Source organism: Duganella sp. Root198D2 (assembly GCF_001428585.1).
Classification (GTDB): Bacteria; Pseudomonadota; Gammaproteobacteria; order Burkholderiales; family Burkholderiaceae_D; genus Rugamonas.
In genome coordinates this window covers 368,182-390,168 of the sequence record NZ_LMIC01000012.1, presented here as the reverse complement: position 1 = coordinate 390,168, position 21,987 = coordinate 368,182, and the positions used below count along the sequence as shown (strand labels likewise).

Below are 21,987 nucleotides of genomic sequence, written 5' to 3'. Positions count from 1 at the left end.
CTTACTTCCACAGGGCACACTTGGATTCGGCCTTGGACATATAGGCCTGGTTGCCAGGGATCGTCGCCGCAACCTTGTAGTAATCCCATGGATACTTGGATTCCGACTGCTTTTTGACCTCCATCAAATACATATCGTGCACCATGCGGCCATCAGGCCGGATCACGCCGTTGCTGGTGAATACGTCCTTGATGGTGGTCGATTTCAGCTTCGTCATCACCTTGTCCGCATCGTCGGTACCGATAGCCTTCACAGCGGCCAGGTATTGCGAGGCGGCGGAATAATCCCCCGCCTGCAGCATCGACGGCTCCTTCTTCATTTTCGCGAAATAGCGCTTCGACCAGGCGCGCGTGGTGTCGTTCATGTCCCAGTACCAGCCGTCCGTGAGGTACATGCCCGCGGTGGCGTTCAGGCCCAGCGAATGAATGTCGTTGATGAACACCAGCAAGCCAGCCATCTTCATCTTCTTCGACACGCCGAATTCATTGGACGCCTTGACCGAATTGATAAAGTCGCCGCCCGCATTCGCCAGGCCAAGCACCTGCGCACCTGAAGAAGACGCCTGCATCAGGAAGGACGAAAAGTCGGTGCCAGGGAAGGGGTGGCGCACATTGCCGATCACCTTGCCGCCGGACTTATTCACCACCTCAGTCGTGTCTTTCTCCAGCGAGTGGCCGAAGGCGTAATCGGCCGTCAGGAAATACCAGTTCTTGCCGCCCTGCTTGACCATCGTGGCGCCGGTGCCGCGCGCCAGCGCCACGGTGTCGTAAGCATAGTGCACGGTGTAGGGCGTGCATTCCTCGTTGGTCAGGCGCGACGAGCCGGCCCCAATCACCATGAACACTTTCTTCTTATCCGCGGCAATCTTCGCCATCGCCAGGTTAGCGCCGGAATTGGTGCCGCCCACCAGCATGTCAACGCCCTGCTGGTCGAACCATTCGCGCGCCTTGGATGCTGCAATATCGGCCTTGTTCTGGTGGTCGGCAAAAACGAACTCGATCTTCTTGCCATTGATCGCGCCGCCCGCATCGGCAATCGCCATCTTGATGGCTTCGGCGCCGCCCTGCCCGTCGATGTCTGAGTAGACACCCGACATATCGGTGATGAAGCCGATCTTGATGGTGTCGCCGGAAATCTGGGCGTGGGCGCTGCCCACCGGTCCAAATGCGCAAAGGGCTGCTGCAAAGGCAATGGCGTTGCGTTTCATAGTGTCTCCGTTTTCAGTTTTTGATATTCAAACGCCCAGCAGCTCGGTCAACACCGGCATGCGGGCATCCAATTCCGATGACGCAAAACTCTCAACAATCCGACCGTGTTCCATGACATAAAACCGATCCGCCAGCGGCGCCGCGAACCGGAAATTCTGCTCGACCATCACAATCGTGTATCCCTTGGCTTTCAGCGTGCGAATCATACGCGCCAAGCCTTGCACAATCACTGGCGCCAGCCCTTCGGAGATTTCGTCCAGCAGCAACAGGCGCGCACCAGTGCGCAGAATCCGCGCCACCGCCAGCATCTGCTGCTCGCCACCGGACAGGCGCGTACCCTGGCTGGCGCGGCGTTCCTTCAGGTTCGGGAACATCTCGTAGATTTCTTCAACCGACATGCCCTCCCCGGTTTTCAGCGCAGGAGGAAGCATCAGGTTTTCTTCGGTGGTCAGCGAAGAGAAAATGCCGCGCTCTTCGGGACAATAGCCGACTCCCAGATGGGCAATTTTGTGCGTCGACAAACCGATCGCTTCCTGGCCGTTGATCCGGATCGAACCCTTGCGGGTTCCGGTCAGCCCCATGATGGCGCGCAGCGTCGTTGTACGGCCGGCGCCGTTACGCCCAAGCAGCGTCACCACTTCGCCGTGGTTCACGTTCAGGTTTACGTCATGCAGGATGTGCGACTCGCCGTACCAGGCCTGGAGCTGGCTGATCTCCAGCGCCGCCGTCATGCTTCGGTCCCCATATAGGCTTCCATTACGTGAGGACTTTTCGATACCTCAGCATACGGCCCTTCAGCCAGCACTGCGCCGCGCTGCAGCACGGAGATCCGGTCGCAAATGCCGGAGACTACGTTCATATTGTGTTCGACCATGAGGATCGTGCGGCCGGCAGAAACCTTTTTGATCAACTCCGTCACCCGGTGCACGTCTTCGTGCCCCATGCCTTGGGTCGGTTCATCGAGCAGCATCAGTTCAGGCTCCATCGCCAGCGTGGTCGCAATCTCCAAAGCACGCTTGCGGCCATAAGGCATATCGACCGTCAGCGTATCGGCAAACGAAGCCAGGTCGACCTCAGCCAGCAACTCCATCGCGCGGCCATTCAACTGCTCCAGCGTTCGTTCGCTGCGCCAGAAATGGAAGGTTGTGCCGAGCTTGCGCTGCAAACCGATGCGCACATTTTCAAGCACGCTCAGGTGAGGGAAGACTGCAGAAATCTGGAACGAACGAATCACGCCCATGCGCGCAATCTGCGCCGGCTTGTACGAAGTGATGTCCTTGCCGTTAAAGAGGATCTGGCCCGAAGTCGGCACCAGGAATTTGGTCAACAAGTTAAAGCAGGTCGTCTTGCCGGCGCCGTTCGGGCCAATCAAGGCGTGGATATGCCCACGTTGGACTTGCAAGTCCACGTTGGCGACAGCGGTGAATCCCTTGAACTCCTTGGTCAAACTCTTTGTTTCCAAGATGAAGTCGGACATTGCGTCTCCCCGGTTTTGCTAGATCATACACAAAAGCGCTGCCTTTTCCGCAATCATGATTACCGGGGAATTCGTGTTACCTGAAGTGATGGTCGGCATCACCGAAGCGTCGGCAATGCGTAAACCGCGCACACCGCGAACCCGCAATTCGCTGTCAACCACGGCCGAAACGTCGTCCGTGCGGCCCATTTTGCAGGTGCCGACCGGGTGGAATATCGTGGTGCCGATGGAGCCCGCAGCCTCCGCCAACTCCTCGTCGGTGCGAAAATGCACACCGGGTCTGCATTCTTCCGGCCTGTATTTTGCCAGCGCCGGCGCCGCAACGATTTTGCGCGTGAGGTTCAATGCAGCCGCGGCGACGCGCCGGTCTTCATCGGTGCTCAAATACATCGGCGTGATTTTCGGCGGCGCATAAGAGTCGGCGGAAGCAATCCGCACATGGCCGCGCGAAGTCGGGCGCAAGTTGCAAACGCTGGCCGTGAAAGCAGGGAAGTCATGCAGAGGTTCTCCAAAGCGTTCCAGCGACAGCGGCTGCACATGGTATTGCAGGTTGGGTGTCGCCTGCTCCGGGCCCGAACGCGCAAAGGCGCCCATTTGCGATGGCGCCATCGACATAGGGCCGCTCTGGAACAACGCATACTCAAGCCCGATGCGGGCTTTGCCCAGCCAACTGGCCGCCAAAGTATTCAGCGTACGTGCTCCCTCCACCTTGAACACCATACGCAGCTGCAAATGGTCTTGCAGGTTCGCACCGACACCCGGTAAGTCGAGCACTGGCGTCACCCCTGCTTTCGCCAGCACATCCGCCGGGCCAATACCGGACAGCTGAAGGATTTGCGGCGTACCGATAGCGCCAGCTGCCAGCACTGTCTCGCGCCGCGCCTCGGCGCTCCAGCGGGTCCCGCCACCGGTGAAGATCACACCTTTGCAAACACCCTGCTCCAGCACCAGTTTCTCGACGTGGCAGCCTGTCATCAAGGTCAGGTTAGGGCGCCGCGCCGCCCTGCGCAAAAAGGCCTTGGCCGTGTTCCAGCGGATGCCGCGCTTCTGGTTCACCTCGAAATACGAACAACCGAAATTGTCACCCCGGTTGAAATCATCGACTTTCGGGATCCCGGATTCGGCGGCCGCGTCCCGGAAAGCGTCAAGGATGTCCCAGCGCAGGCGCTGCTTCTCAACGCGCCATTCACCACCGGCGCCATGAAAATCAGTAGCGCCGCCATGATGGTCTTCGCTCTTGCGAAACAACGGCAAGACTTCCGACCAGCGCCAGCTCGAATCACCGCACATCTCCGCCCATTTGTCGTAATCGCTGGCCTGTCCGCGCATGTAAATCATGCCATTGATGGAGGAACTGCCGCCAAGGACTTTACCGCGCGGATAAATCAGGCTGCGGCCGCCCAACCCCACATCTTCCTCTGTGCGGAAAAGCCAGTCGGTACGCGGGTTATTGATGCAGTGCAGATAGCCGACGGGGATGTGAATCCAGACGTAATCGTCCTTCCCTCCCGCCTCGATCAACAGTACTTCCACCTTCCGGTTTTCAGTCAGGCGGTTCGCGAGCACACAGCCCGCAGTCCCACCGCCCACAATAATGAAGTCAAACTGGCCTACAGATTCCAAGTGTTCTCCGGGTCAGGAATTATCGATTTCCGAAATAAGAGTTTCCATCAATTTTGCAGTCGGCATGGCGCGGCATTTAGCGACGCCCGTGCCCGCCCACAACGACATCAATTCGGCATCGCCACGCTTCGCCGCTTCAGCACGAATGCTGCCGGTCAGGGCGTTCTGGATTGGATAGGCCGGCACTTCGGCCTCGACCTCGGCCATCTGGCGCATGAAGCGGTTCTCGATTCCGCGTGCATAGCGCCCCGAAATGGCGCGCGTGAGCCGGGTGGGGTTGCCTTGCGCGGCCAGCAAGCGCTCTTTGTAGGCCGCCGGGATGCCTGACTCTTGCGTGACCAGGAAGGCAGTCCCCATTTGCACCGCAACTGCACCCAACGCCAGGCGCTCACGGATCTCTGCACCCGTCATGATATTTCCGGCGGAGATAACGGGAATCTTCACCGCCTGCAGCACGGCAGACAACAGCGGAATTGCCGCCAGCGTCGCAGCGGTTTGCTCGCCAATGAAGGTGCCGCGATGGCCGCCCGACTCCACGCCGGAAGCAACAACCGCATCAGCTCCGGCGGCCTGCCAGGCCAGCGCTTCTTCCACATTGGTAACCGTACCGATAACAAACATGCCCGCATCATGAAGGCGTTTTACCTGCGCGGCGCTAAGGATATCGAAGGTAAAGCTGGCGACGGCAGGCTTCAGCTCCAGCAAAAGCTCAAACTGCGCGGCGAAATCCTCACACCATTTAGCCGGCTTCGGCAGGTCCGGCCAGCCCAGCGAGCTCCAAATTGGCCGCAACAATCCAGCCCCGCGCTCCACTTCCTGCTGCGAAGGCGATGGCATTCCCTGCACGAAGCAATTCAGCATGAATGGTTTGGCGGTCAGGCGCCGGGTTTCGGCAACTTGAGCACGGATTGTCTCCTGCGAAATCATCGAAATACCGAACGATCCAAGCCCCCCGGCATTTGACACCGCCGCCACCATCGCCGGCGTATTGGCACCACCAGCCATCGGGCCCTGGATGATCGGAATGGGAAAAATCGCTTTCATGCTCATTTTTCACCCCTTTATAGCTGTGGATAACGCTATGAATATCCACAGGCATCATTTGTGAGTAAACAAGACTTCCCGAAAACCGCCGAAAATTGTCCAAAAACAGTTCTCTGTTCACGCAAGGTTTACGCGCCTGCTTATACAGCTCGTAAACCCCTGATTTTTCTTCGCAAGGTGCACTTATCCACAGAAAGTCGGGGTTGTTAACAACCATTACTACTTTGTATACACACTAATCTAACGTAAACACAACTCTCCACCTATACTGAACAAGCAAGTTGTTCCATGCAATTCGCCTGGAGGGCTCTTGTCGACCACCGACGCCTATCGACGCTTTCGCAGGCGTTTGCTCGTCACCATGACCATGCTCGCCCTGCTCGCCACGGCAGTCGTGGCCTGGCAGCTCGCCTCTTCCGCACGCGATCGCGAACAGGCCATCCGTCAGCAAACCCAACACTACGCACGAGCAATCGAAGCCCAAGTCCTTAGCTCGATCCAACTATCCGACATCGCATTGCTCGGCTTTGCCAACGCGATCAAGGTCGCTCCCTACACGCCACAGACCATTGACGGCCTGCTTTCTTCTCGCGGAGCCTCTTTCGGCAACAGTTTCTGGATAACCTTCCTTGATCCAAAAGGCTTTGCCACTGCCAGCTCGCGCGATATCGCTGTCAAGGGCATCAACTATGCTGACCGCGACTACTTCCGGGCCCAACTAAAACCCGGAACCGAACTGTTTGTCGGTGAACCGACCTATGGACGAATTTCAAAATCGCGGCTTCTTTTCCTGAGTCGCCGGGTTGAAGACGCTGAGGGCAAATTCCTCGGGGTGATCGTGGCTCCGGTTGACGCCAGTCGCCTTGCAGAAACCTTTGAGAACTCACGCCTCAGCGACGACGTCACGGTCACCCTGTTCCACACCAACGGACATATCGTTGCTCGCGCTCCCCTGTTCAGCGAAACCTTCAACCGCGATATTCACGATTCAAACGTCTACAAGGCCTTCGGCAGCAACCCGATCGGCACAATCGAGACGGTCAGCCCCATAGACAAAAAATCCCGCATCGCCAGCTACCGCAAACTACCAAACCTGCCCCTGGTAGTTACCGTCGGTAGCTCAAATGTCGGCTTAGCCCTGATTTCGCAGCGCCAATTACTCATCGCCGGCATCGCGCTGTTCCTGATCTTTACGCTGATCGTTGCTGCGATCATCTACGCCCTGCGTTCCTTTGCCGCGGCAGAAGACCGGGAAATCCGCTATCGCGCCCTCTACGCGACCTCGATGGAAACAGAAAAGAAACTGGCCAGCAGCGAACAACGCTTGCGCCTGATAGCGGACAACCTGCCAATCGTGATCGCCTACATGGACCGGGACGAGCATTACTCCTTCAAAAATCGCCGCTTTGCTGAAACTTACGGCAGTGGCGAAAGCCTGCAGCAAGCCCTGCCACCTGACCTTTACGCCGAAACCATGCCTCACCTGGAACGTGCCTTTGCCGGCGAAACGGTACATTTTGAGCGGGGCATGAAACGCAAAGACCAGGAATGCTGCGACGCCATCACCTACGTGCCCGATCGCGACGAACAAGGAAAAGTCCTTGGCCTGTTCGTCATGGCGGAAGACATCAGCGAGCGAAAGCGCCACGAAGAGACCAGCAAACTGGCCACCCTCATGTACGAGAATGCCAGCGAAGGCATGATGGTGACCGACGCGGAAGGCCGCATCTTGTCCGTGAATCCAGCTTTCTCCCAGATCAGCGGTTATGCCCCAGAAGAAGTCATCGGCCACCTTGCTTACGAGCTGACCTCGAGCCACCAGGACATCAAGTTTTACAGCCGCATGCGCCAGACCATCACCGACACCGGCTACTGGGAAGGAGAAATCTGGCACCAGCACAAGAACGGCGACCACTACCTGGTCTCGCTGCGCTTCAACACCGTCTTCGATAACAAGGGCAACCCGCTGCGCCACGTAGCCCTGTTCACCGATATCACGAAGAAGAAGGCGAGCGAGGAGGCAATCTGGAAGCAGGCCAACTTCGACACCCTCACCAGCTTGCCCAACCGGCGCATGTTCAATGACCGGCTGCGGCAGGACATCAAGAAAGCAGCACGCGACCATTTGCCAATGGCGCTGATCTTCATCGACCTGGATGGCTTCAAGACTGTCAACGATACGCTTGGCCACGACTTTGGCGACGTCTTGCTCAAACAAGTGGCGGAACGCCTCATGCAATGCGTGCGCAATACCGATACCGTGGCCCGCCTGGGAGGCGATGAATTTACCGTCATCCTCAGCGAGCTCAAAGAACCCGGTGACGTGGTCAGGATCGTCCAAGAAATCCTGCACAGCCTGGCCAGGCCATTCCAGCTCAAACATGAAATAGCCGATATCTCGGGCAGCGTCGGCATATCGCTATTCCCCGACGATGGTGACGATGCTGAAGTGCTTATTAAAAATGCAGACCAGGCCATGTACCTCGCCAAGCAGCAGGGCCGTAACCGCTTCAATTACTTCGCGCCCTTCATGCAGGAAGCCAGCCAGATGCGCATCGAACTGGCGAATGAGCTGCGCAGTGCCTTGAAAAACAATGAGTTACGCCTGCTGTTCCAGCCAATCAGCAACTTGGCCACAGGCAAAGTCGAAATGGCGGAGGCCTTGATTCGCTGGGAACACCCTCAACGAGGATTGCTCAAGCCAGCCGAATTCATCGGCGTCGCTGAAAATACCGGGGTCATTGCAGCGATCGGCGAATGGGTCTTCCAGGAAGCAGCAGCGATGGCAGCCAGATTTGGCAACGAGTTCAAGGTATGCGTGAACAAATCGGCTTGGCAGTTCCGCCATGAAGCGGTCGGCGTTGAGCATTGGCTGGAATTGCTGCGCGAGCAGGCCCTGTCCCCTTGCTCGATGGTGATCGAAGTCACCGAAGGCTTACTGCTCGAAGCAAACAGGGAAGTGGTGCACCGGATGCAGTCACTCAGGGACGCCAAGCTCCAGATTTCCCTGGACGACTTTGGCTATGGCTACTCGTCCCTGAACTTCCTGAAGCGATTCAAGATCGATTTCCTCAAACTGGACACCAGTTTCAGCGACAACCAGCTCCTTTGCGAAGCAATTGTCACCATGGCGCACAAGCTCGACATCAAAGTGATCGCAGAAAAGATCGAAAACAACGCCCAAATGGAAATATTGATGGCTGCAGGTTGTGATTTTGGCCAGGGATACCTGTTTGGAGAGCCAATTTCAGCTGAAAAACTGCATCGCCTGTTGATAAGTTGATGAATATCCACAGGATCGAATGTGCGTAAACACCATTTTCGAGTTCACGCACAAAAATTGTTCAGAACTCATCCGGTTTACACACAGTTCTTGTCCAGCCAGTTCTACAATTCGTAAACTTCTGATTCTGTGGATGTTAACAGCTTTATCCACAGACAGGCTCGCGTTTACTATCTACTACTATCCTTTCGTATACAACTTTAAATAAATAGAGGACAACTCGCGCATGCGTCTCGGGATCATCTCAGCCTTGGCAGAAGAACAGCAAGGTCTACTGGAAGCCATGGAGAGCCCCTACAAGCTCATCCACGGCAAGCGTGAGTACACAGCCGGAAAACTCTGGAAAATCGATTCTGTAGCTGTTTTATCGCGAATTGGGAAGGTTGCTGCAGCAGTGACAGCTGCAACACTTGTGGAGAAGTTCAACGTTACCCACATTATTTTTACCGGCGTTGCCGGTTCTGCAGACCTGGGGGTTCGAATTGGAGACGTCGTAGTCGCCGATTCCCTGGCTCAACACGATTTTGATGCCAGCCCCTTGTTCCCCCGCTTTGAAATCCCGCTAACCGGGCTCTCGCGCATGCCGACAGACCGTGAATTGAGCCTGAAGCTGAGCCTGGCTACGCGCCAATTCCTGCAAAACGACGCACAAGTGCATCGCGGCCTGATCGGCAGCGGAGATCAATTCATCAAGGACAGGCTCCACCTGGAAGCCCTGAAAGACGCACTGCCTGATTTATTGGCAGTGGAAATGGAAGGTGCAGCAGTCGCCCAGGTATGTCACGAACTGGGAGTACCGTTTGCCATCATGAGGACGATTTCCGACAACGCAAACGAAGAAGCGGCGACGGATTTCATGCACTTCGTGCAAACCGTCGCCGCTCGCTACGCCTTTGGCGTGATCCAGAATTTCTGCAAATCGCTTACTTGATGGGCAGTTTGGTAGTGTTTTTAACTTCTTCCATCACCGCATAGGTGTGCGTCTCACGCACACCCTTCTGCAGCAACGTTTTGCCAAGGAACTCACGGTAAGCCGCCATGTCTTTTACGCGAGCCTTGACCAGGTAGTCAAAACCGCCGGCAACCATATGGCATTCCAGCACTTCGGGAATCAGCTGCACGCTGTGCTTGAAAGCATCAAACACCTCCGGTGTCGTGCGATCCAGCACCACTTCGATGAACACCAGCAGCGAAACATCCAGTAGCTGCGGATTCAGCTGGGCCGTATAACCCATGATGTAGCCCGCTTCGTGCAACTTTCGCACTCGTTCCAGGCAGGCGGCAGGCGAAAGGTTCACTCGCGCAGCCAGTTCAACGTTGCTGATCCGGCCATCATTCTGCAACTCGGCCAGAATCTTCTTACTGATCTTGTCCAGCATTACATCCCCACTATTAATTTTATTCGGTCAAATTCTCTCACCAAAAACTATCTATTGCTAGCAATAAGTATTACCAGAATTAATCCGAGCGATTCCGCCGTACAATCGAATCATTAGTTGCACTGCACAACACGCCCGGGCAAACAGGGTTTGCCGGGCGTGTTTTCTTGTCAGCGTCCAGATTTTTTACATACCAGCCAATAGAGACATCCATGCACCTGAACACCACACCGTTCGCAGCACTTCAAGCGGAAATCCTGCGAGATCCGAGCCCGTTGCGCAGCGCCATCACTGCTGCGTACCGCCGTGACGAACAAACTGCGGTGCAATGGCTCCTGTCGCAGATTAACGTCGGTTCGCCGGAAACTACGCAAGATGCACAATCCTTGGCTAAGCGGCTGGTGACCTCCGTTCGTGAAAAACGCACGCGTTCTTCCGGTGTGGATGCCCTGATGCATCAATTCTCGCTGTCGTCCGAAGAAGGCATCGCCCTGATGTGCCTGGCCGAAGCACTGCTGCGTATTCCAGACTCTGCAACCGCTGACCGCCTGATCGCCGACAAGATTTCCAAAGGCGACTGGCGCAAGCATTTGGGCGAATCGCCTTCCCTGTTCGTGAATGCAGCGACCTGGGGCTTGCTGATTACGGGCAAGCTGGTCAGCTCTTCCAGCGAAGAAGGCCTCGGATCGGCCATTACCAGCATAATTGCCAAAGGTGGCGAGCCCCTGATTCGCAAAGGCGTCGACCTGGCAATGCGTATGCTGGGCAACCAGTTCGTCACCGGCCAGACCATCGACGAAGCAATCAAGAACGGCAAGGACAACGAAGCACGCGGCTATCGCTACTCCTACGACATGCTGGGCGAAGCAGCACTGACCGAAGTTGATGCTGCCTACTACTACGCCGCATACGAGAAAGCGATCCACGCGATCGGCAAGGCCTCGAATGGCCGCGGCATCCGCAATGGCCCTGGCATTTCCGTCAAGTTATCAGCCTTGCATCCACGTTACAGCCGCGCCCAGCGCGACCGCGTGATGTCCGAACTGCTGCCGCGCCTGACCGCGCTGGTCAAGCTCGCCAAGCGCTATGACATCGGCCTGAATATCGACGCCGAAGAAGCTGATCGCCTGGAACTGTCGCTCGACCTGATGGAGGCAATGGCCTTCAATCCGGAACTGGAAGGCTTCGACGGCATTGGCTTCGTGGTACAGGCCTACCAGAAACGCTGCCCGTTCGTAATCGACTACCTGGTCGACCTGGCAAAGCGCAGCGGCCGCAAATTCATGGTGCGCCTGGTGAAAGGCGCCTACTGGGATGCTGAAATCAAACGCGCCCAGGTTGACGGCATGCCTGGCTATCCGGTCTACACCCGCAAGGTCTATACCGACGTGTCCTACCTCGCGTGCGCACAGCGCCTGCTGGCAGCGACCGACGTCATTTACGCGCAATTCGCAACCCACAACGCTCAAACCCTCTCCACGATCTACACCTGGGCCAAGCGTGACGGCATCTCAGGTTACGAATTCCAGTGCCTGCACGGCATGGGCGAAACCCTGTATGACCAGGTCGTAGGCGCAGAAAACCTGGACAAGGCATGCCGCATCTACGCCCCGGTAGGCTCGCACGAAACCCTGCTGGCTTACTTGGTACGCCGCCTGCTGGAAAACGGCGCCAACTCCTCGTTTGTGAACCAGATCGTCGACGAAAGCATCCCGGTCGGCTCCCTGATCACCAACCCGATTGAAGCCGCACACAACCTGAATGGCGTGCCGCACTCCAGCATCGCCCTGCCGCTGGACATGTTCGGCACAGAGCGCAAAAACTCCGCCGGTATCGACCTCTCGAACGAAGACGTGTTGCGCGAAGTATCGCTCGCGCTGGCCCAACCTCGCAGCTGGACTGCAGGCCCACTGCTGGCGGTGAAAGCCAGCGCCGGCCAGGCATCCCAGCCGGTCATCAACCCGGCCCGCAAGGACGATATCGTAGGCTCCGTGACCGAATCGACTGCAGATGACGTCAACAACGCCCTGAACGCCGCCAGCCAATTCGCCATGGACTGGCAAACCACCGAACCATCGCAACGCGCCGCCTGCCTGGATCGCGCCGCCGACCTGTTCGAGGTCCACAAACTCGAGCTGATGGCCCTGGCCGTGCGCGAAGCCGGCAAATCGCTGCCGAACGCGATCGCCGAAGTGCGCGAAGCGGTCGACTTCCTGCGCTACTACGCCGTACAGGTGCGCGGCTCCACCAATACGCTGGCACTGGGCCCTGTCACCTGCATCAGCCCATGGAACTTCCCACTGGCCATCTTCACCGGCCAGGCCGCAGCCGCACTGGCCGCCGGCAACGTGGTGCTGGCAAAACCAGCAGAACAAACTCCGCTGATCGCCCAACGCGCAGTCGAACTGCTGCACGAAGCCGGGGTACCGCGCGCAGCCTTGCAATTCCTGCCAGGCCGCGGCGAAGTGGTTGGCGCAGGCCTGTGCAACGACTCGCGCGTCAAAGGCGTGATCTTCACCGGCTCCACCGAAGTAGCGCAACTGATCAACCGCACCCTCGCCAAGCGCGCCGCTGCTGAAAATGTAGACATCCCGCTGATCGCAGAAACCGGCGGCCAGAATGCGATGATCGTCGACTCCTCCTCGCTGCCGGAACAAGTGGTGGGCGATGCAATTTCGTCCGCCTTCGACAGCGCCGGCCAACGCTGCTCCGCCCTGCGCGTACTGTTCCTGCAAGAAGACATCGCCGACAAGACCATCAAGATGCTCAAAGGCGCGATGAAGGAACTGCGTATCGGCTCACCGGACCGCCTGGTAACCGACATCGGTCCTGTGATCGACAAGGAAGCGCAGCAAAACCTGCTGTCGCACATCGACAAAGTACGCGCCCACGCCAAGGACAGCTTCTCGCTGGAAGTTCCGGATGCCGATGCAGGTACTTTCGTGCCGCCGACCGTGCTGGAAATCCGCTCCCTGTCCGAACTGACCAAGGAAGTGTTCGGCCCGGTGATGCACGTGATCCGCTACAAGCGTCCCGAGCTGCCGAAAGTGATTCAACAGATCAACGCCAGCGGTTTCGGCCTGACCCTGGGTGTGCATTCGCGTATCGATGAAACCATCGACTACATCGCCTCCAGCGCGCACGCCGGCAACATCTACGTGAACCGCAATATCGTCGGTGCGGTGGTGGGCGTGCAGCCGTTTGGCGGAGAAGGCAAGTCCGGCACCGGCCCGAAAGCCGGCGGCCCGCTGTACCTCAAGCGCCTGCAGCGCGGCGCCGTCGCCCTGGACCGCCACGAGCGCAAAGGCGTACCGGCAATCGACTCGCTGGCCGCATGGGCCAAGGCACAAGGCAAAGCGCGCCTGGTAGCGCATATCGAAAGCTATGCACGCACCACGCCGGTAGGCTGCCTGACCGCCCTTCCAGGCCCGACTGGCGAGCGCAACACGCTGGCTTACGTCCCACGCGGCCATATCGCCTGCTTCGCAACGCATCCTGAAGTGCTGCTGAACCAGGTCGCAGCCGCCCTGTCGACCGGCAACCGCGCACTGGTAGTTGATGGTTCCTTGCCGGCAGAGCTGCCAGCCGAGGTAAAAGCCGCGATCCAGACGATAGCCGCAGCCGACCTGGCTAAATCCGACTTCCAGATCGCACTGGTCGAATCCAGCCTCAGCGCCAAGTTGCGCCCGGAACTGGCCGCCCGCGACGGCGCGATTGTGTCGGTCATCGACACAACGGAAGAAGGCGACATCCCCCTCTGGCGCCTGGTGGCCGAACGCGCCCTGTGCGTCAACACCACCGCCGCCGGCGGCAACGCCAGCCTGATGACGCTCGACGCCTAACTACGGCTGACCTCGTGTCACACCATGGGGTCACACCCCAAGTGTGACACGGGCCCGGCCGTTTGATTTTAGTCAGCATGCGTGGTTTGGCGCGGTGCTAGCGTTGCTGGTATGAGCCGAGCACCCCGCGTCGTATTTCCCGGAGCGATTTACCACATAACCTCGCGTGGAAATCGTCGCGCCGCCATTTATCATGACCGGCGTGACCACCTGATTTGGCTCGATACGCTAGCCGAAACAGTGGAAAACCATGAGCTAAAAGTCCACGCTTTTTGCCTGATGCCGAACCACTACCATCTTTTGATGGAAACGGTTCGTGCTAACTTGTCGGAGGCGATGCATCAGCTAAATGCATCGTACTGCCAGCATTTCAACAATCGGCACCGTCTAACGGGTCACGTTATTCAAGGACGCTTCCACGCAGTGACTGTGGCAAGGAGCGAGCAGCTGCTCGCGGTAGCGCGCTATATCAGTCTCAATCCAGTACGGGCAAAGCTTGTAAATGACGCTGCGGATTGGCTCTGGGGCAGTCATCGGTACTATCTTTCTCCCGACGATGCGCCCGATTGGCTAGAGACGAAATGGATCCTTTCGCAATTCGGGCCAGGCGACCAGAGCCGAAGGATTGTCGCGTACAAAGAATTCGTTGCGAGTGGGGTCGACTTACCGAATCCCTTGAAATTTCACACTGAACGACCTAATCCGCGATCCGCAGCGGCGCATCCTTTGGCGACCTATGCCGCAAGTTACCTGAATCGCGACGAAGCGATGGCGCGCGCATTCCAAACTAGCGCCTATACTCGCCTGGAAATCGCACTTCACTTCGGCGTCTCCATCCGGACAGTAGCGCGTGCCATTAAGAGTTACGCACAGGACGACAGCTGAGGGCGTGTCACACTTGGGGTGTGGCCCCATGGTGTGACACGGGCCCAACAGTAAAATTAATAGGTATCGTTTTTAGGATTGGTACCCGGGGCGGTCTTCTGGGCGATGGCGTTCATGCTCTCGAGGTGGCCGCGCAGCCATTTGTGGGCTGGGCTGCGGGCGTCGCGTTCGTGCCAGAGCATGTCGAGGTGCACGGCTGGCAGCTGGAACGGCAGCTCTTTGTAGATCAGCGCGTCGGTCATGCCGGTCGAGGCGATCAGGTGCTTCGGCAGTACCGTGATCAGGTCGCTATTGGCTACTACGCGGCCGGCAGTGAAGAACTGGTTCACCGTCAGCAAAATCCGGCGTTCGCGCTGAATCTGCGCCAGCGCTTCGTCCACCAGGCCGTGCGCGCGGCCGGAGAAGCTGACCAGCAGGTGGTTGGCTCCGCAATAGTTGTCCAGCGTTAGGTCTTGCTTGGCCAGCGGATGTCCGCGCCGCATCACGGCCACGTAGATCCCCGAATACAGGCGTTCATGGCGGATAGGTGAGCTTGGTTCACTCATCAACTGCGCAGCCACGCCCGGGAAGAAGCCCACTGCCAGGTCAATATCGCCGCGCAGCAGCATCGGACGCGGTTCGCGTGTTGTCAAAGGAACCATGCGGATGTTGACGCCCGGTGCTTCGCGTTCGATCGAGCGCATCAGTGCGGGCAGCCAGAACGCCGCCGTTGCGTCGGCCATCGCCATGCGGAAGGTGGCATGGGTCTTGGAGACGTCAAACGTCCCCGGCGTTACCGCGGCTTCCAGGGAAGCCAGCGCGCTGCGCACCTGCGGCCACAGCGCTTCGGCCCGCGGCGTTGGTTTGACGCCGTAAGCCGTACGGATCAGCAAGTCGTCGCCCAGGCTTTCACGCAGGCGCTTGATGGCGTTCGACACCGCCGGCTGCGTCATGGCCAGGTGGCCGGCAGCGCGCGTCAGGTTCTGCTCAGTCATTACCGCGTCGAAAACGCGCAGCAGATTCAGGTCGAGGGTCAGAAAGCTCATCGGTCATTCACACCAATAATAATTGATATCGGGAAACGGAATTGGCGTTATATGTTGCGGCGCACTATAGTACCAGTAGATTCTAAAGGTACAGAAACGGCCATGTCTACTTACATTAACATCATCGAATTCGCGCAGTACCTGCCGCTGGTGATCCTGGCGCTGGCGCTGGCTGTCGTGTTCAAGCCGCTGCTGCGTGGTATCGCCCGCGCAGCCGTGCTTGTCGTTAAGCCAAAGTTGAGCAAAGAGGAACGCCTGCAGCGTCGCCTGATGCGCGACACCATGATGTTCAAGCGTATGCTGAATTCGATGGAAGGCTCGCCTAGCCACGTCGCAGAACTGCGAGCGATGGCCTGCCGCGCGTAAGCCTTCCGCAGCGCAGCAATCAGTTAGTTTCTGGCGCCGGGGCTGGTTTCTCAACGCCCGACAGCAGTTTCGGTTTCAGCGAAGAATCAACCGGCTTGTTACCGATCCAGATGCGCATGATGGCGTTGAAGAACGCCTGGTCCGGCAGCACTTCCCCTACTTTCTTACCGTTCAGGAACGGCTGGGAGCCCACGGCCGGGTTCCAGTCGACGATCAGCTCGTCACCCTTCTTCAGTCCAGGGAACTGGGCAAAAATCTCCCCGAAAGCCTTGGTCTGCGGCAGCAGCTTGGTGCGTTCCTCCGGGCTGACGTTGTCGTTCAGGCCCTTCATGAAGGCCATGCCGAAGTCGTCCGAGCTCAGGTCACGCATCGCGACGATGCGGATCCGGCGCGGGCCGCCTACGGCCAGCACATCCTGCACGGTGGTCTTCTTTTCCTGCAGGTAGAAGCCCACTGCGTAGACTTTGAACACCAGCTTGGTGCGCACCCCGGCGCCGTTCAGCTTGAGGTCATGGCCGGCTACAGAAACAGTTTCCGGGAATTTGACGCCTGCCACGTCAGCGGCAAAGGCGGGTATGCTGCTCGCGGCCAGGAAAGCGACGGCGGCTGCAGTTTGTAAAAGTTTACGGCGAGTAATACTCATTTTGTCTCCGTTTGTATCAGATAGCAATATACCGCAGAGCTACCCTTTTTGGGAGGCATCAGGTCTTATCTGCCTGCAATTTCACGAATTTTGCCAACAGTTGCTCCTTGCTTTCCCGCCAATCTGGATTAAAAGGAATGCAAGAGACCGGGCAGACTTGCTGGCACTGCGGTTCGTCGAAGTGACCGACGCACTCGGTACACTTGTTGGTGTCAATTTCGTAGATCTCCGGACCCATGTAGATTGCGTCGTTCGGGCACTCCGGCTCGCACACGTCGCAATTGATGCAGTCGTCGGTAATCATTAAGGCCATGGCAATACTCTCTTAATCGCCCTTGCGCGCTGCGATTTTTTTACGCAGCCAGCGGTCGACGGACGGGAAAACAAACTTGGATACATCACCGCCAAGCTCGGCAATCTCGCGCACGATGGTGCCCGAGATGAACTGGTACTGGTCGGACGGGGTCAGGAACAGCGTTTCCACATCCGGCAGCATGTAGCGGTTCATGCCCGCCATCTGGAATTCGAACTCGAAGTCCGACACGGCGCGCAGGCCGCGCACGATCACGCGTGCATCGTGCTCGCGCACGAAGTCCTTCAACAGCCCGGAAAAACTCTCAACTTTGACGTTGGGATAATGTCCCAGCACTTCGTTGGCAATTTCCAGCCGTTCTTCGAGGGTGAAGAACGGATGCTTGTTCTGGCTATCGGCCACGCCCACGATCAGCGTGTCAAACAGGCCCGATGCGCGGCGCACCAGGTCTTCGTGACCCCGGGTCAGCGGGTCGAAAGTACCCGGATAAACTGCTACAACCATTGCAACTCCATGCGATTGGCTTAGGACAAAGAAGGATTATGCCTCATTTTCAGGCAATGCCTGAAGCAGGTGGTAGAACACCATGCCCGCCTTATCGGCGCGAACCACCTGCCAGCCGTCGAAGGCCAGCGGTGCTTCCGCCTCGGCATATACCAGGCCGCCGTCCTTGAGCAGGGCACGGCACAGTGGCATCGAGCGCTCCAGCAAGCCTTGCTCATACGGCGGGTCGAGGAAAATCAGGTCGAATTTGGCGCCGCGGCCGGCCAGCGATTGCGCCGTTGCCAGTGCGTCGCCGCGCTGGATGGCGATATTCGTGGCCTTCAGCTTCTCGCGGTTGGATTCAAGCTGGCGCACAACGGCGCTGTTGGCGTCGATCATGGTGACCTTGGCCGCGCCGCGGCTGGCAGCCTCAAAACCGAGCGCGCCGCTGCCGGCGAACAGGTCCAGTACCTGGGTGTCGCTCCAGGCGGCATCGTGCAGGTGGTTGATCCAGTTGAAGACGGTTTCGCGCACACGGTCGGGCGTTGGGCGCAAGCCCAGTGCTTCCAGTACCGGCAATGGCGTGCGCTTCCAGTCGCCGCCGATAATGCGGACCTGGTTGGGGACTTTCTTCTTTTGCATGGGCGGCATTATCTCATGCCGCCCCTATGCCAAGGCCTAATGCACTTGCGCCGAAAGGGTATTCAAGTCCTTGATCCAGCCGTCCATGCGCTTTTGCGCGTGGGCTTTTTGCTCCGGCGTGGAGATGCGCACAACGGTGTGGACAAGGTCCAGCGTCGCCTGGGTGTAGTTGTCGAAGAAGGCCTTGCGCTCCGAGACGCCGAAGCGGTCAAAGCCCGAGCGTATCAACTCCTCTATCCATTGCGTGGCCACCTGCTTGCTCGGTTGCTCGGTCATGATCCTGCGCGCCAGGTTGATGATCTTGAGCTGGCGCCGCATGCGTTCATCCAGCCATAACCCGTTATCCAGCGGACGCGCATCGGATGCCTTGCGGATAATGGCCTCCTGCTCGTCGCTGAAGTCGCCGAACCACAGCTCGAACTGTTCCATCGATTTCTTGTAGCGGAACCTGTTCTGGTCCTGCGCGTCGCCCTTCATATTCTCTTTACGGAATTTGGCGTTGTTCTTGGCGAACTTCTTCTCCATGCTCTCCAGCTGGTCGGGCTTGAGCGACAGCGCCAGCTCCGCGATATCGGGTGCCGAGCGCAGCATCAACGCCTCGGTGCGGTCGCGGATATCCACATAATCGGCCATCAGGTCGGCCGGGGTCGGGTTGCCATGCAACTGGTGCTGGGCCTTCTGCAGGAACTGCACATAGTCCTGGAGCTGGGTCTTGCGGTGCCAGCGGAAGAACTCACCAATGTCCTGCTTGACCTCCCCTTTCTGCTCGTTGTCGAAATCGACATAGGCATCGAGCCACCAGTACAGCAAGGTGTCGCCGTTGTTATAAGCCAGGCGCAGGGAACTGCACGCTGCGAGCAGAATGGCAAAAGCCAGCACGATGCACGTGTTAAACTTTTTCATCTTTTTAACTCACACAAGAAAACTACGGTCTATGAACGTCGTCATCCTCGCCGCCGGCATGGGTAAGCGCATGCAGTCGGCGCTGCCAAAAGTTTTGCATCCCGTAGCTGGCAAGTCCCTGTTGTCTCACGTTATCGACACCGCGCGCAGCCTGTCTCCGGCTAAATTGTGCGTCATTTACGGTCACGGCGGCGCAGCGGTGCTGGCTTCGCTGGACAAGCACAAGGCCGTTCCCGGCACCGAAATCTCGGCCGCATTGCAGGAACCGCAACTGGGCACCGGCCACGCTGTCCAGCAGGGCCTGGAACACCTCGACGACGACCAGCCAACCCTGGTGCTGTACGGCGACGTTCCGCTGACTTCCTCCGCTTCCCTGAAACGCCTGGCCGACGCCGCAGGCAAGGACAAGCTGGGCATCCTGACCGTGGTGCAGGACAACCCCTTCGGCCTTGGCCGCATCGTCCGCGTGGGTGGCGCCATCCAGCGCATCGTTGAAGAGAAGGATGCCACAGAAGCCGAACGCATGATCAAGGAAATCAATTCCGGCATCATGGTGATCCCGACCGCCAAGCTGAAACAGTGGCTGGGCAAGCTGAAAAACGAAAACGCGCAAGGCGAGTACTACCTGACCGATATCGTCGCCATGGCGGTGGAAGAAGGCGTGCAAGTCGTTTCGGCCCACCCTGCCGCACCCTGGGAAGTGCTGGGCGTGAACAGCAAAGCGCAATTGGCCGAACTGGAACGCATCTACCAGCGCAATGTCGCCAACTGTCTGCTGGACAAAGGCGTGACCCTGGCCGACCCGGCACGCATCGACGTGCGCGGCGAGCTGACTTGCGGCCGCGACGTGACCATCGACGTTGGCTGCGTTTTCGAAGGCAAGGTGGAAATCGGCGAAGGCGCGACTATCGGCCCGAACTGCGTGCTGATTAACGCCCGCATCGGCGCTGGCGCCAATATCAAGGCCTTCACCCATATCGAAGAAGCGGTGGTGGGCGACAAGAGCCAGATTGGCCCATACGCCCGCCTGCGCCCGGGCACCGAATTGGGTGAGGACGTCCATGTGGGTAACTTCGTCGAGATCAAGAACAGCCAGGTTGCTGCGCATTCGAAGGCCAATCACCTGGCCTATGTAGGCGATGCCACCGTCGGATCACGCGTAAATATCGGCGCCGGCACCATCACCTGCAACTACGATGGTGCGAACAAGTTCCGCACCGTGATTGAAGACGACGCCTTTATCGGCAGCGACAGCCAGCTGGTGGCCCCGGTGATCGTGGGAGCAGGCGCGACCATCGGCGCCGGCACCACGCTGACCAAGGATGCGCCAGCCGGCAAGCTGACCATCTCGCGCCCTAAGCAATTGACGATTGAAGGCTGGAAGCGCCCAGTCAAGCAACCGAAAACTGGCGGCGGCGCTGGTAAGTAAATTTCACCAGCTCGGGGAAGAAGCGATCGAATCCGTCCGCGATCGCCTCGTAGTGCTGCTGCACTTCCCCGATGCCCTCGCGCAGCAGGTGGCCGTTGCGGCTTAACCTGTCCGACATGCGCGTCAGCGCCAGCTCGACCCCGCTGAATTCCCCATAAGCTCCCAGCCAGTCCTGCTTGATCAGCTTGGGCAGGATTTCGCGCAGCCGCTCCGGCAATTGCCCCTCATGGGAGGCCAGGGCGCCGTAAAAGCGCTCGATCAACTCCGCGCGCGGCTCTTCGCAGTATTCGTCCCAGCGCTGGCTCAGGATATGGTCGTAGAACACGTCCAGCACGATGCCCGCGTAACGCCGCCGGCCCTCCGTGAACAAGCTTTTGGCCTCGGTTACCACCGGGTGGCTATCCGTGAACGAGTCGATAAAGCGGTGCAGCGCGATCTCGTTCGCAATCTCCGGCGCATAGTGGTCCCCACCGTTCGCCTTGACGAAGTCGCCCAGCATGGCGCCAACCATCGCCGCCTCACTATGCCGTGCCAGGTAGATATGTGCGAGGTAGTTCATGCCCCATTCTAGCGCTGTGGATAAAGATGTGTAAAAGCCGGTGCAATTCCGACTGAAAACGGTGGGATAGGCATTGGATAAGCGACACCTGGCATACCTGCATTATCCACAAAGCGCGCCATGGTAACGGTTCTGTGGAAAAGCCTGGGGAATACAGGCTAACAACCATGCATAACTCAAAACTGTGGATAAATGTGTGGGAAACCCTGCGGAAAACGCGAGGATATGCGGTGTGGATCGCTGGATAACTGCGTTCGGGCAGCGCGTCCGTGTGGAGAAAGTTGTGTATAAGCTTGTGACTAGCCGGGTATAAGCCGGGATAACTGCTTAGACCGGGATGCTGGTTTCAAACTTGCTTCGGAAAGTGGAAAAGTAGGCTTTGACGTTACGTACATTGGCCTGGCCAGCGAACAAACGGTGGGCCAGCGCGTGGTAGGCCGGCATATCTGCCACCTGTACGATCAGCACGAAATCCGGCCCGGGCGAGACCCGGTAGCATTGCAACACCGCCGGCTCCGGGGCCACCAGCGCCTCGAATTCCGTCATGCGTTCAGCGGCTTGGATATCCAAGGAGATTTCCACAACCGCCGTCAGGTGCGAGCCAACCTTATCCGGCGCCACCAGGACAACTTCACGCTCAATCACCCCGGAGTCGCGCAAATGCTTGACCCGACGCAAACAAGTGGGCGCCGAAACGTGTACGGCAGCGGCCAACTCGGCGTTGGTTTGCGACGCATCCTTCTGCAAGGCATTCAGAATACGCCGATCAATTTCATCAAAGTCCATAATTTGAAAGAATATTTCTCGCAATAAGTGGTGAGAAATATTCTTTCACAGTATTTGAAAATGAGAAAGCAAATTTCGTCACACCTGCTCTAGCATG

The 21,987-nt window shown here is 58.1% G+C and carries 20 protein-coding genes; 6 read left to right on the top strand and 14 right to left on the bottom strand.

Annotated elements, in window-relative coordinates; translation table 11 throughout:
* Position 1: 1 nt before the first annotated feature.
* Genes ASE26_RS14250 through ASE26_RS14230 form a run of 5 tightly spaced genes read right to left on the bottom strand, consistent with a single transcriptional unit; the run spans position 2 to position 5,358 of the window.
* Positions 2-1,207: an ABC transporter substrate-binding protein gene (locus ASE26_RS14250; RefSeq protein WP_055939474.1), complete on the bottom strand. Its 1,206-nt coding sequence runs from the start codon at positions 1,205-1,207 to the stop codon at positions 2-4.
* A 27-nt stretch (positions 1,208-1,234) separates the two neighbouring features.
* On the bottom strand, positions 1,235-1,939 hold the full coding sequence (locus ASE26_RS14245) for an ABC transporter ATP-binding protein (RefSeq protein WP_055939471.1): 705 nt from the start codon (positions 1,937-1,939) through the stop codon (positions 1,235-1,237).
* Positions 1,936-2,685, bottom strand: a complete 750-nt coding sequence (locus ASE26_RS14240; RefSeq protein ID WP_057246449.1) for an ABC transporter ATP-binding protein — start codon at positions 2,683-2,685, stop codon at positions 1,936-1,938. The genes ASE26_RS14245 and ASE26_RS14240 overlap by 4 nt, the downstream gene beginning before the upstream one ends.
* Before the next feature lie 18 nt (positions 2,686-2,703).
* Positions 2,704-4,308 (bottom strand): GMC family oxidoreductase, encoded by a 1,605-nt coding sequence (locus ASE26_RS14235; RefSeq protein ID WP_055939464.1) that lies wholly within the window; start codon positions 4,306-4,308, stop codon positions 2,704-2,706.
* A 12-nt stretch (positions 4,309-4,320) separates the two neighbouring features.
* On the bottom strand, positions 4,321-5,358 hold the full coding sequence (locus ASE26_RS14230) for a nitronate monooxygenase family protein (protein WP_055939461.1): 1,038 nt from the start codon (positions 5,356-5,358) through the stop codon (positions 4,321-4,323).
* A gap of 304 nt (positions 5,359-5,662) precedes the next feature.
* Here ASE26_RS14230 and ASE26_RS14225 point away from each other — a divergent pair, with 304 nt between their 5' ends.
* Both ASE26_RS14225 and ASE26_RS14220 read left to right on the top strand, forming a co-directional pair.
* On the top strand, positions 5,663-8,635 hold the full coding sequence (locus ASE26_RS14225; RefSeq protein ID WP_156409943.1) for an EAL domain-containing protein: 2,973 nt from the start codon (positions 5,663-5,665) through the stop codon (positions 8,633-8,635).
* A 226-nt stretch (positions 8,636-8,861) separates the two neighbouring features.
* On the top strand, positions 8,862-9,566 hold the full coding sequence (locus ASE26_RS14220) for a 5'-methylthioadenosine/adenosylhomocysteine nucleosidase (RefSeq protein WP_055939455.1): 705 nt from the start codon (positions 8,862-8,864) through the stop codon (positions 9,564-9,566).
* Here the strand turns inward: ASE26_RS14220 and ASE26_RS14215 are convergent.
* The gene (locus tag ASE26_RS14215) at positions 9,559-10,014 is read right to left on the bottom strand and encodes an Lrp/AsnC ligand binding domain-containing protein (protein ID WP_028103394.1); all 456 of its coding nucleotides are present in this window, start codon (positions 10,012-10,014) and stop codon (positions 9,559-9,561) included. The two genes, ASE26_RS14220 and ASE26_RS14215, sit on opposite strands and share 8 nt — an antisense overlap.
* Before the next feature lie 212 nt (positions 10,015-10,226).
* Between ASE26_RS14215 and putA the strand changes: the two genes are divergently transcribed.
* Together putA and ASE26_RS14205 are read left to right on the top strand one after the other, a co-directional pair.
* On the top strand, positions 10,227-13,856 hold the full coding sequence (gene putA, locus ASE26_RS14210; RefSeq protein ID WP_057246447.1) for a trifunctional transcriptional regulator/proline dehydrogenase/L-glutamate gamma-semialdehyde dehydrogenase: 3,630 nt from the start codon (positions 10,227-10,229) through the stop codon (positions 13,854-13,856).
* 111 nt (positions 13,857-13,967) lie between these two features.
* Positions 13,968-14,741 (top strand): transposase, encoded by a 774-nt coding sequence (locus ASE26_RS14205; protein WP_082507640.1) that lies wholly within the window; start codon positions 13,968-13,970, stop codon positions 14,739-14,741.
* 56 nt (positions 14,742-14,797) lie between these two features.
* Here ASE26_RS14205 and ASE26_RS14200 read toward each other — a convergent pair whose 3' ends face one another.
* Positions 14,798-15,766 carry a LysR family transcriptional regulator gene (locus tag ASE26_RS14200; protein WP_055939445.1) on the bottom strand — a complete coding sequence of 323 codons (969 nt, stop codon included), beginning with the start codon at positions 15,764-15,766 and terminating at the stop codon, positions 14,798-14,800.
* A 102-nt stretch (positions 15,767-15,868) separates the two neighbouring features.
* Between ASE26_RS14200 and ASE26_RS14195 the strand changes: the two genes are divergently transcribed.
* Complete coding sequence (locus tag ASE26_RS14195; RefSeq protein WP_229207329.1) at positions 15,869-16,132, top strand: hypothetical protein; 264 nt, start codon at positions 15,869-15,871, stop codon at positions 16,130-16,132.
* 19 nt (positions 16,133-16,151) lie between these two features.
* Here ASE26_RS14195 and ASE26_RS14190 read toward each other — a convergent pair whose 3' ends face one another.
* The 5 genes from ASE26_RS14190 to ASE26_RS14170 are packed head-to-tail and all read right to left on the bottom strand — an operon-like array spanning position 16,152 to position 19,116.
* On the bottom strand, positions 16,152-16,775 hold the full coding sequence (locus ASE26_RS14190; RefSeq protein ID WP_229207328.1) for a chalcone isomerase family protein: 624 nt from the start codon (positions 16,773-16,775) through the stop codon (positions 16,152-16,154).
* A 58-nt stretch (positions 16,776-16,833) separates the two neighbouring features.
* Positions 16,834-17,088 (bottom strand): YfhL family 4Fe-4S dicluster ferredoxin, encoded by a 255-nt coding sequence (locus tag ASE26_RS14185; RefSeq protein WP_055939436.1) that lies wholly within the window; start codon positions 17,086-17,088, stop codon positions 16,834-16,836.
* A 12-nt stretch (positions 17,089-17,100) separates the two neighbouring features.
* On the bottom strand, positions 17,101-17,592 hold the full coding sequence (coaD, locus tag ASE26_RS14180; protein WP_028103399.1) for a pantetheine-phosphate adenylyltransferase: 492 nt from the start codon (positions 17,590-17,592) through the stop codon (positions 17,101-17,103).
* Between the two features lie 36 nt (positions 17,593-17,628).
* Positions 17,629-18,222 (bottom strand): 16S rRNA (guanine(966)-N(2))-methyltransferase RsmD, encoded by a 594-nt coding sequence (gene rsmD, locus ASE26_RS14175; RefSeq protein WP_156398226.1) that lies wholly within the window; start codon positions 18,220-18,222, stop codon positions 17,629-17,631.
* Positions 18,223-18,249: 27 nt separating this feature from the next.
* Positions 18,250-19,116: a DUF6279 family lipoprotein gene (locus ASE26_RS14170; RefSeq protein WP_057246446.1), complete on the bottom strand. Its 867-nt coding sequence runs from the start codon at positions 19,114-19,116 to the stop codon at positions 18,250-18,252.
* Positions 19,117-19,147: 31 nt separating this feature from the next.
* Between ASE26_RS14170 and glmU the strand changes: the two genes are divergently transcribed.
* Positions 19,148-20,545, top strand: coding sequence for a bifunctional UDP-N-acetylglucosamine diphosphorylase/glucosamine-1-phosphate N-acetyltransferase GlmU (glmU, locus tag ASE26_RS14165; protein WP_055939430.1), 1,398 nt, complete (start codon positions 19,148-19,150; stop codon positions 20,543-20,545).
* Here the strand turns inward: glmU and ASE26_RS14160 are convergent.
* Together ASE26_RS14160 and ASE26_RS14155 are read right to left on the bottom strand one after the other, a co-directional pair.
* Entirely contained in the window at positions 20,508-21,104 is a 597-nt protein-coding gene (locus ASE26_RS14160) for an ACP phosphodiesterase (RefSeq protein WP_055939428.1), read from the bottom strand. The two genes, glmU and ASE26_RS14160, sit on opposite strands and share 38 nt — an antisense overlap.
* Before the next feature lie 327 nt (positions 21,105-21,431).
* Entirely contained in the window at positions 21,432-21,890 is a 459-nt protein-coding gene (locus tag ASE26_RS14155) for an Lrp/AsnC family transcriptional regulator (RefSeq protein WP_055939425.1), read from the bottom strand.
* Between the last annotated feature and the right edge of the window lie 97 nt (positions 21,891-21,987).

Excerpts from the sequence above, each read along its gene's own strand:
- ASE26_RS14250 (WP_055939474.1), bottom strand. The coding sequence starts at position 1,207 with ATGAAACGCAACGCCATTGCCTTTGCAGCAGCCCTTTGCGCATTTGGA.
- ASE26_RS14245 (WP_055939471.1), bottom strand. The coding sequence starts at position 1,939 with ATGACGGCGGCGCTGGAGATCAGCCAGCTCCAGGCCTGGTACGGCGAG.
- ASE26_RS14240 (WP_057246449.1), bottom strand. The coding sequence starts at position 2,685 with ATGTCCGACTTCATCTTGGAAACAAAGAGTTTGACCAAGGAGTTCAAG.
- ASE26_RS14230 (WP_055939461.1), bottom strand. The coding sequence starts at position 5,358 with ATGAGCATGAAAGCGATTTTTCCCATTCCGATCATCCAGGGCCCGATG.
- ASE26_RS14220 (WP_055939455.1), top strand. The coding sequence starts at position 8,862 with ATGCGTCTCGGGATCATCTCAGCCTTGGCAGAAGAACAGCAAGGTCTA.
- ASE26_RS14215 (WP_028103394.1), bottom strand. The coding sequence starts at position 10,014 with ATGCTGGACAAGATCAGTAAGAAGATTCTGGCCGAGTTGCAGAATGAT.
- putA (WP_057246447.1), top strand. The coding sequence starts at position 10,227 with ATGCACCTGAACACCACACCGTTCGCAGCACTTCAAGCGGAAATCCTG.
- ASE26_RS14205 (WP_082507640.1), top strand. The coding sequence starts at position 13,968 with ATGAGCCGAGCACCCCGCGTCGTATTTCCCGGAGCGATTTACCACATA.
- ASE26_RS14200 (WP_055939445.1), bottom strand. The coding sequence starts at position 15,766 with ATGAGCTTTCTGACCCTCGACCTGAATCTGCTGCGCGTTTTCGACGCG.
- ASE26_RS14195 (WP_229207329.1), top strand. The coding sequence starts at position 15,869 with ATGTCTACTTACATTAACATCATCGAATTCGCGCAGTACCTGCCGCTG.
- ASE26_RS14190 (WP_229207328.1), bottom strand. The coding sequence starts at position 16,775 with ATGAGTATTACTCGCCGTAAACTTTTACAAACTGCAGCCGCCGTCGCT.
- ASE26_RS14185 (WP_055939436.1), bottom strand. The coding sequence starts at position 17,088 with ATGGCCTTAATGATTACCGACGACTGCATCAATTGCGACGTGTGCGAG.
- coaD (WP_028103399.1), bottom strand. The coding sequence starts at position 17,592 with ATGGTTGTAGCAGTTTATCCGGGTACTTTCGACCCGCTGACCCGGGGT.
- rsmD (WP_156398226.1), bottom strand. The coding sequence starts at position 18,222 with ATGCCGCCCATGCAAAAGAAGAAAGTCCCCAACCAGGTCCGCATTATC.
- ASE26_RS14170 (WP_057246446.1), bottom strand. The coding sequence starts at position 19,116 with ATGAAAAAGTTTAACACGTGCATCGTGCTGGCTTTTGCCATTCTGCTC.
- glmU (WP_055939430.1), top strand. The coding sequence starts at position 19,148 with ATGAACGTCGTCATCCTCGCCGCCGGCATGGGTAAGCGCATGCAGTCG.
- ASE26_RS14160 (WP_055939428.1), bottom strand. The coding sequence starts at position 21,104 with ATGAACTACCTCGCACATATCTACCTGGCACGGCATAGTGAGGCGGCG.
- ASE26_RS14155 (WP_055939425.1), bottom strand. The coding sequence starts at position 21,890 with ATGGACTTTGATGAAATTGATCGGCGTATTCTGAATGCCTTGCAGAAG.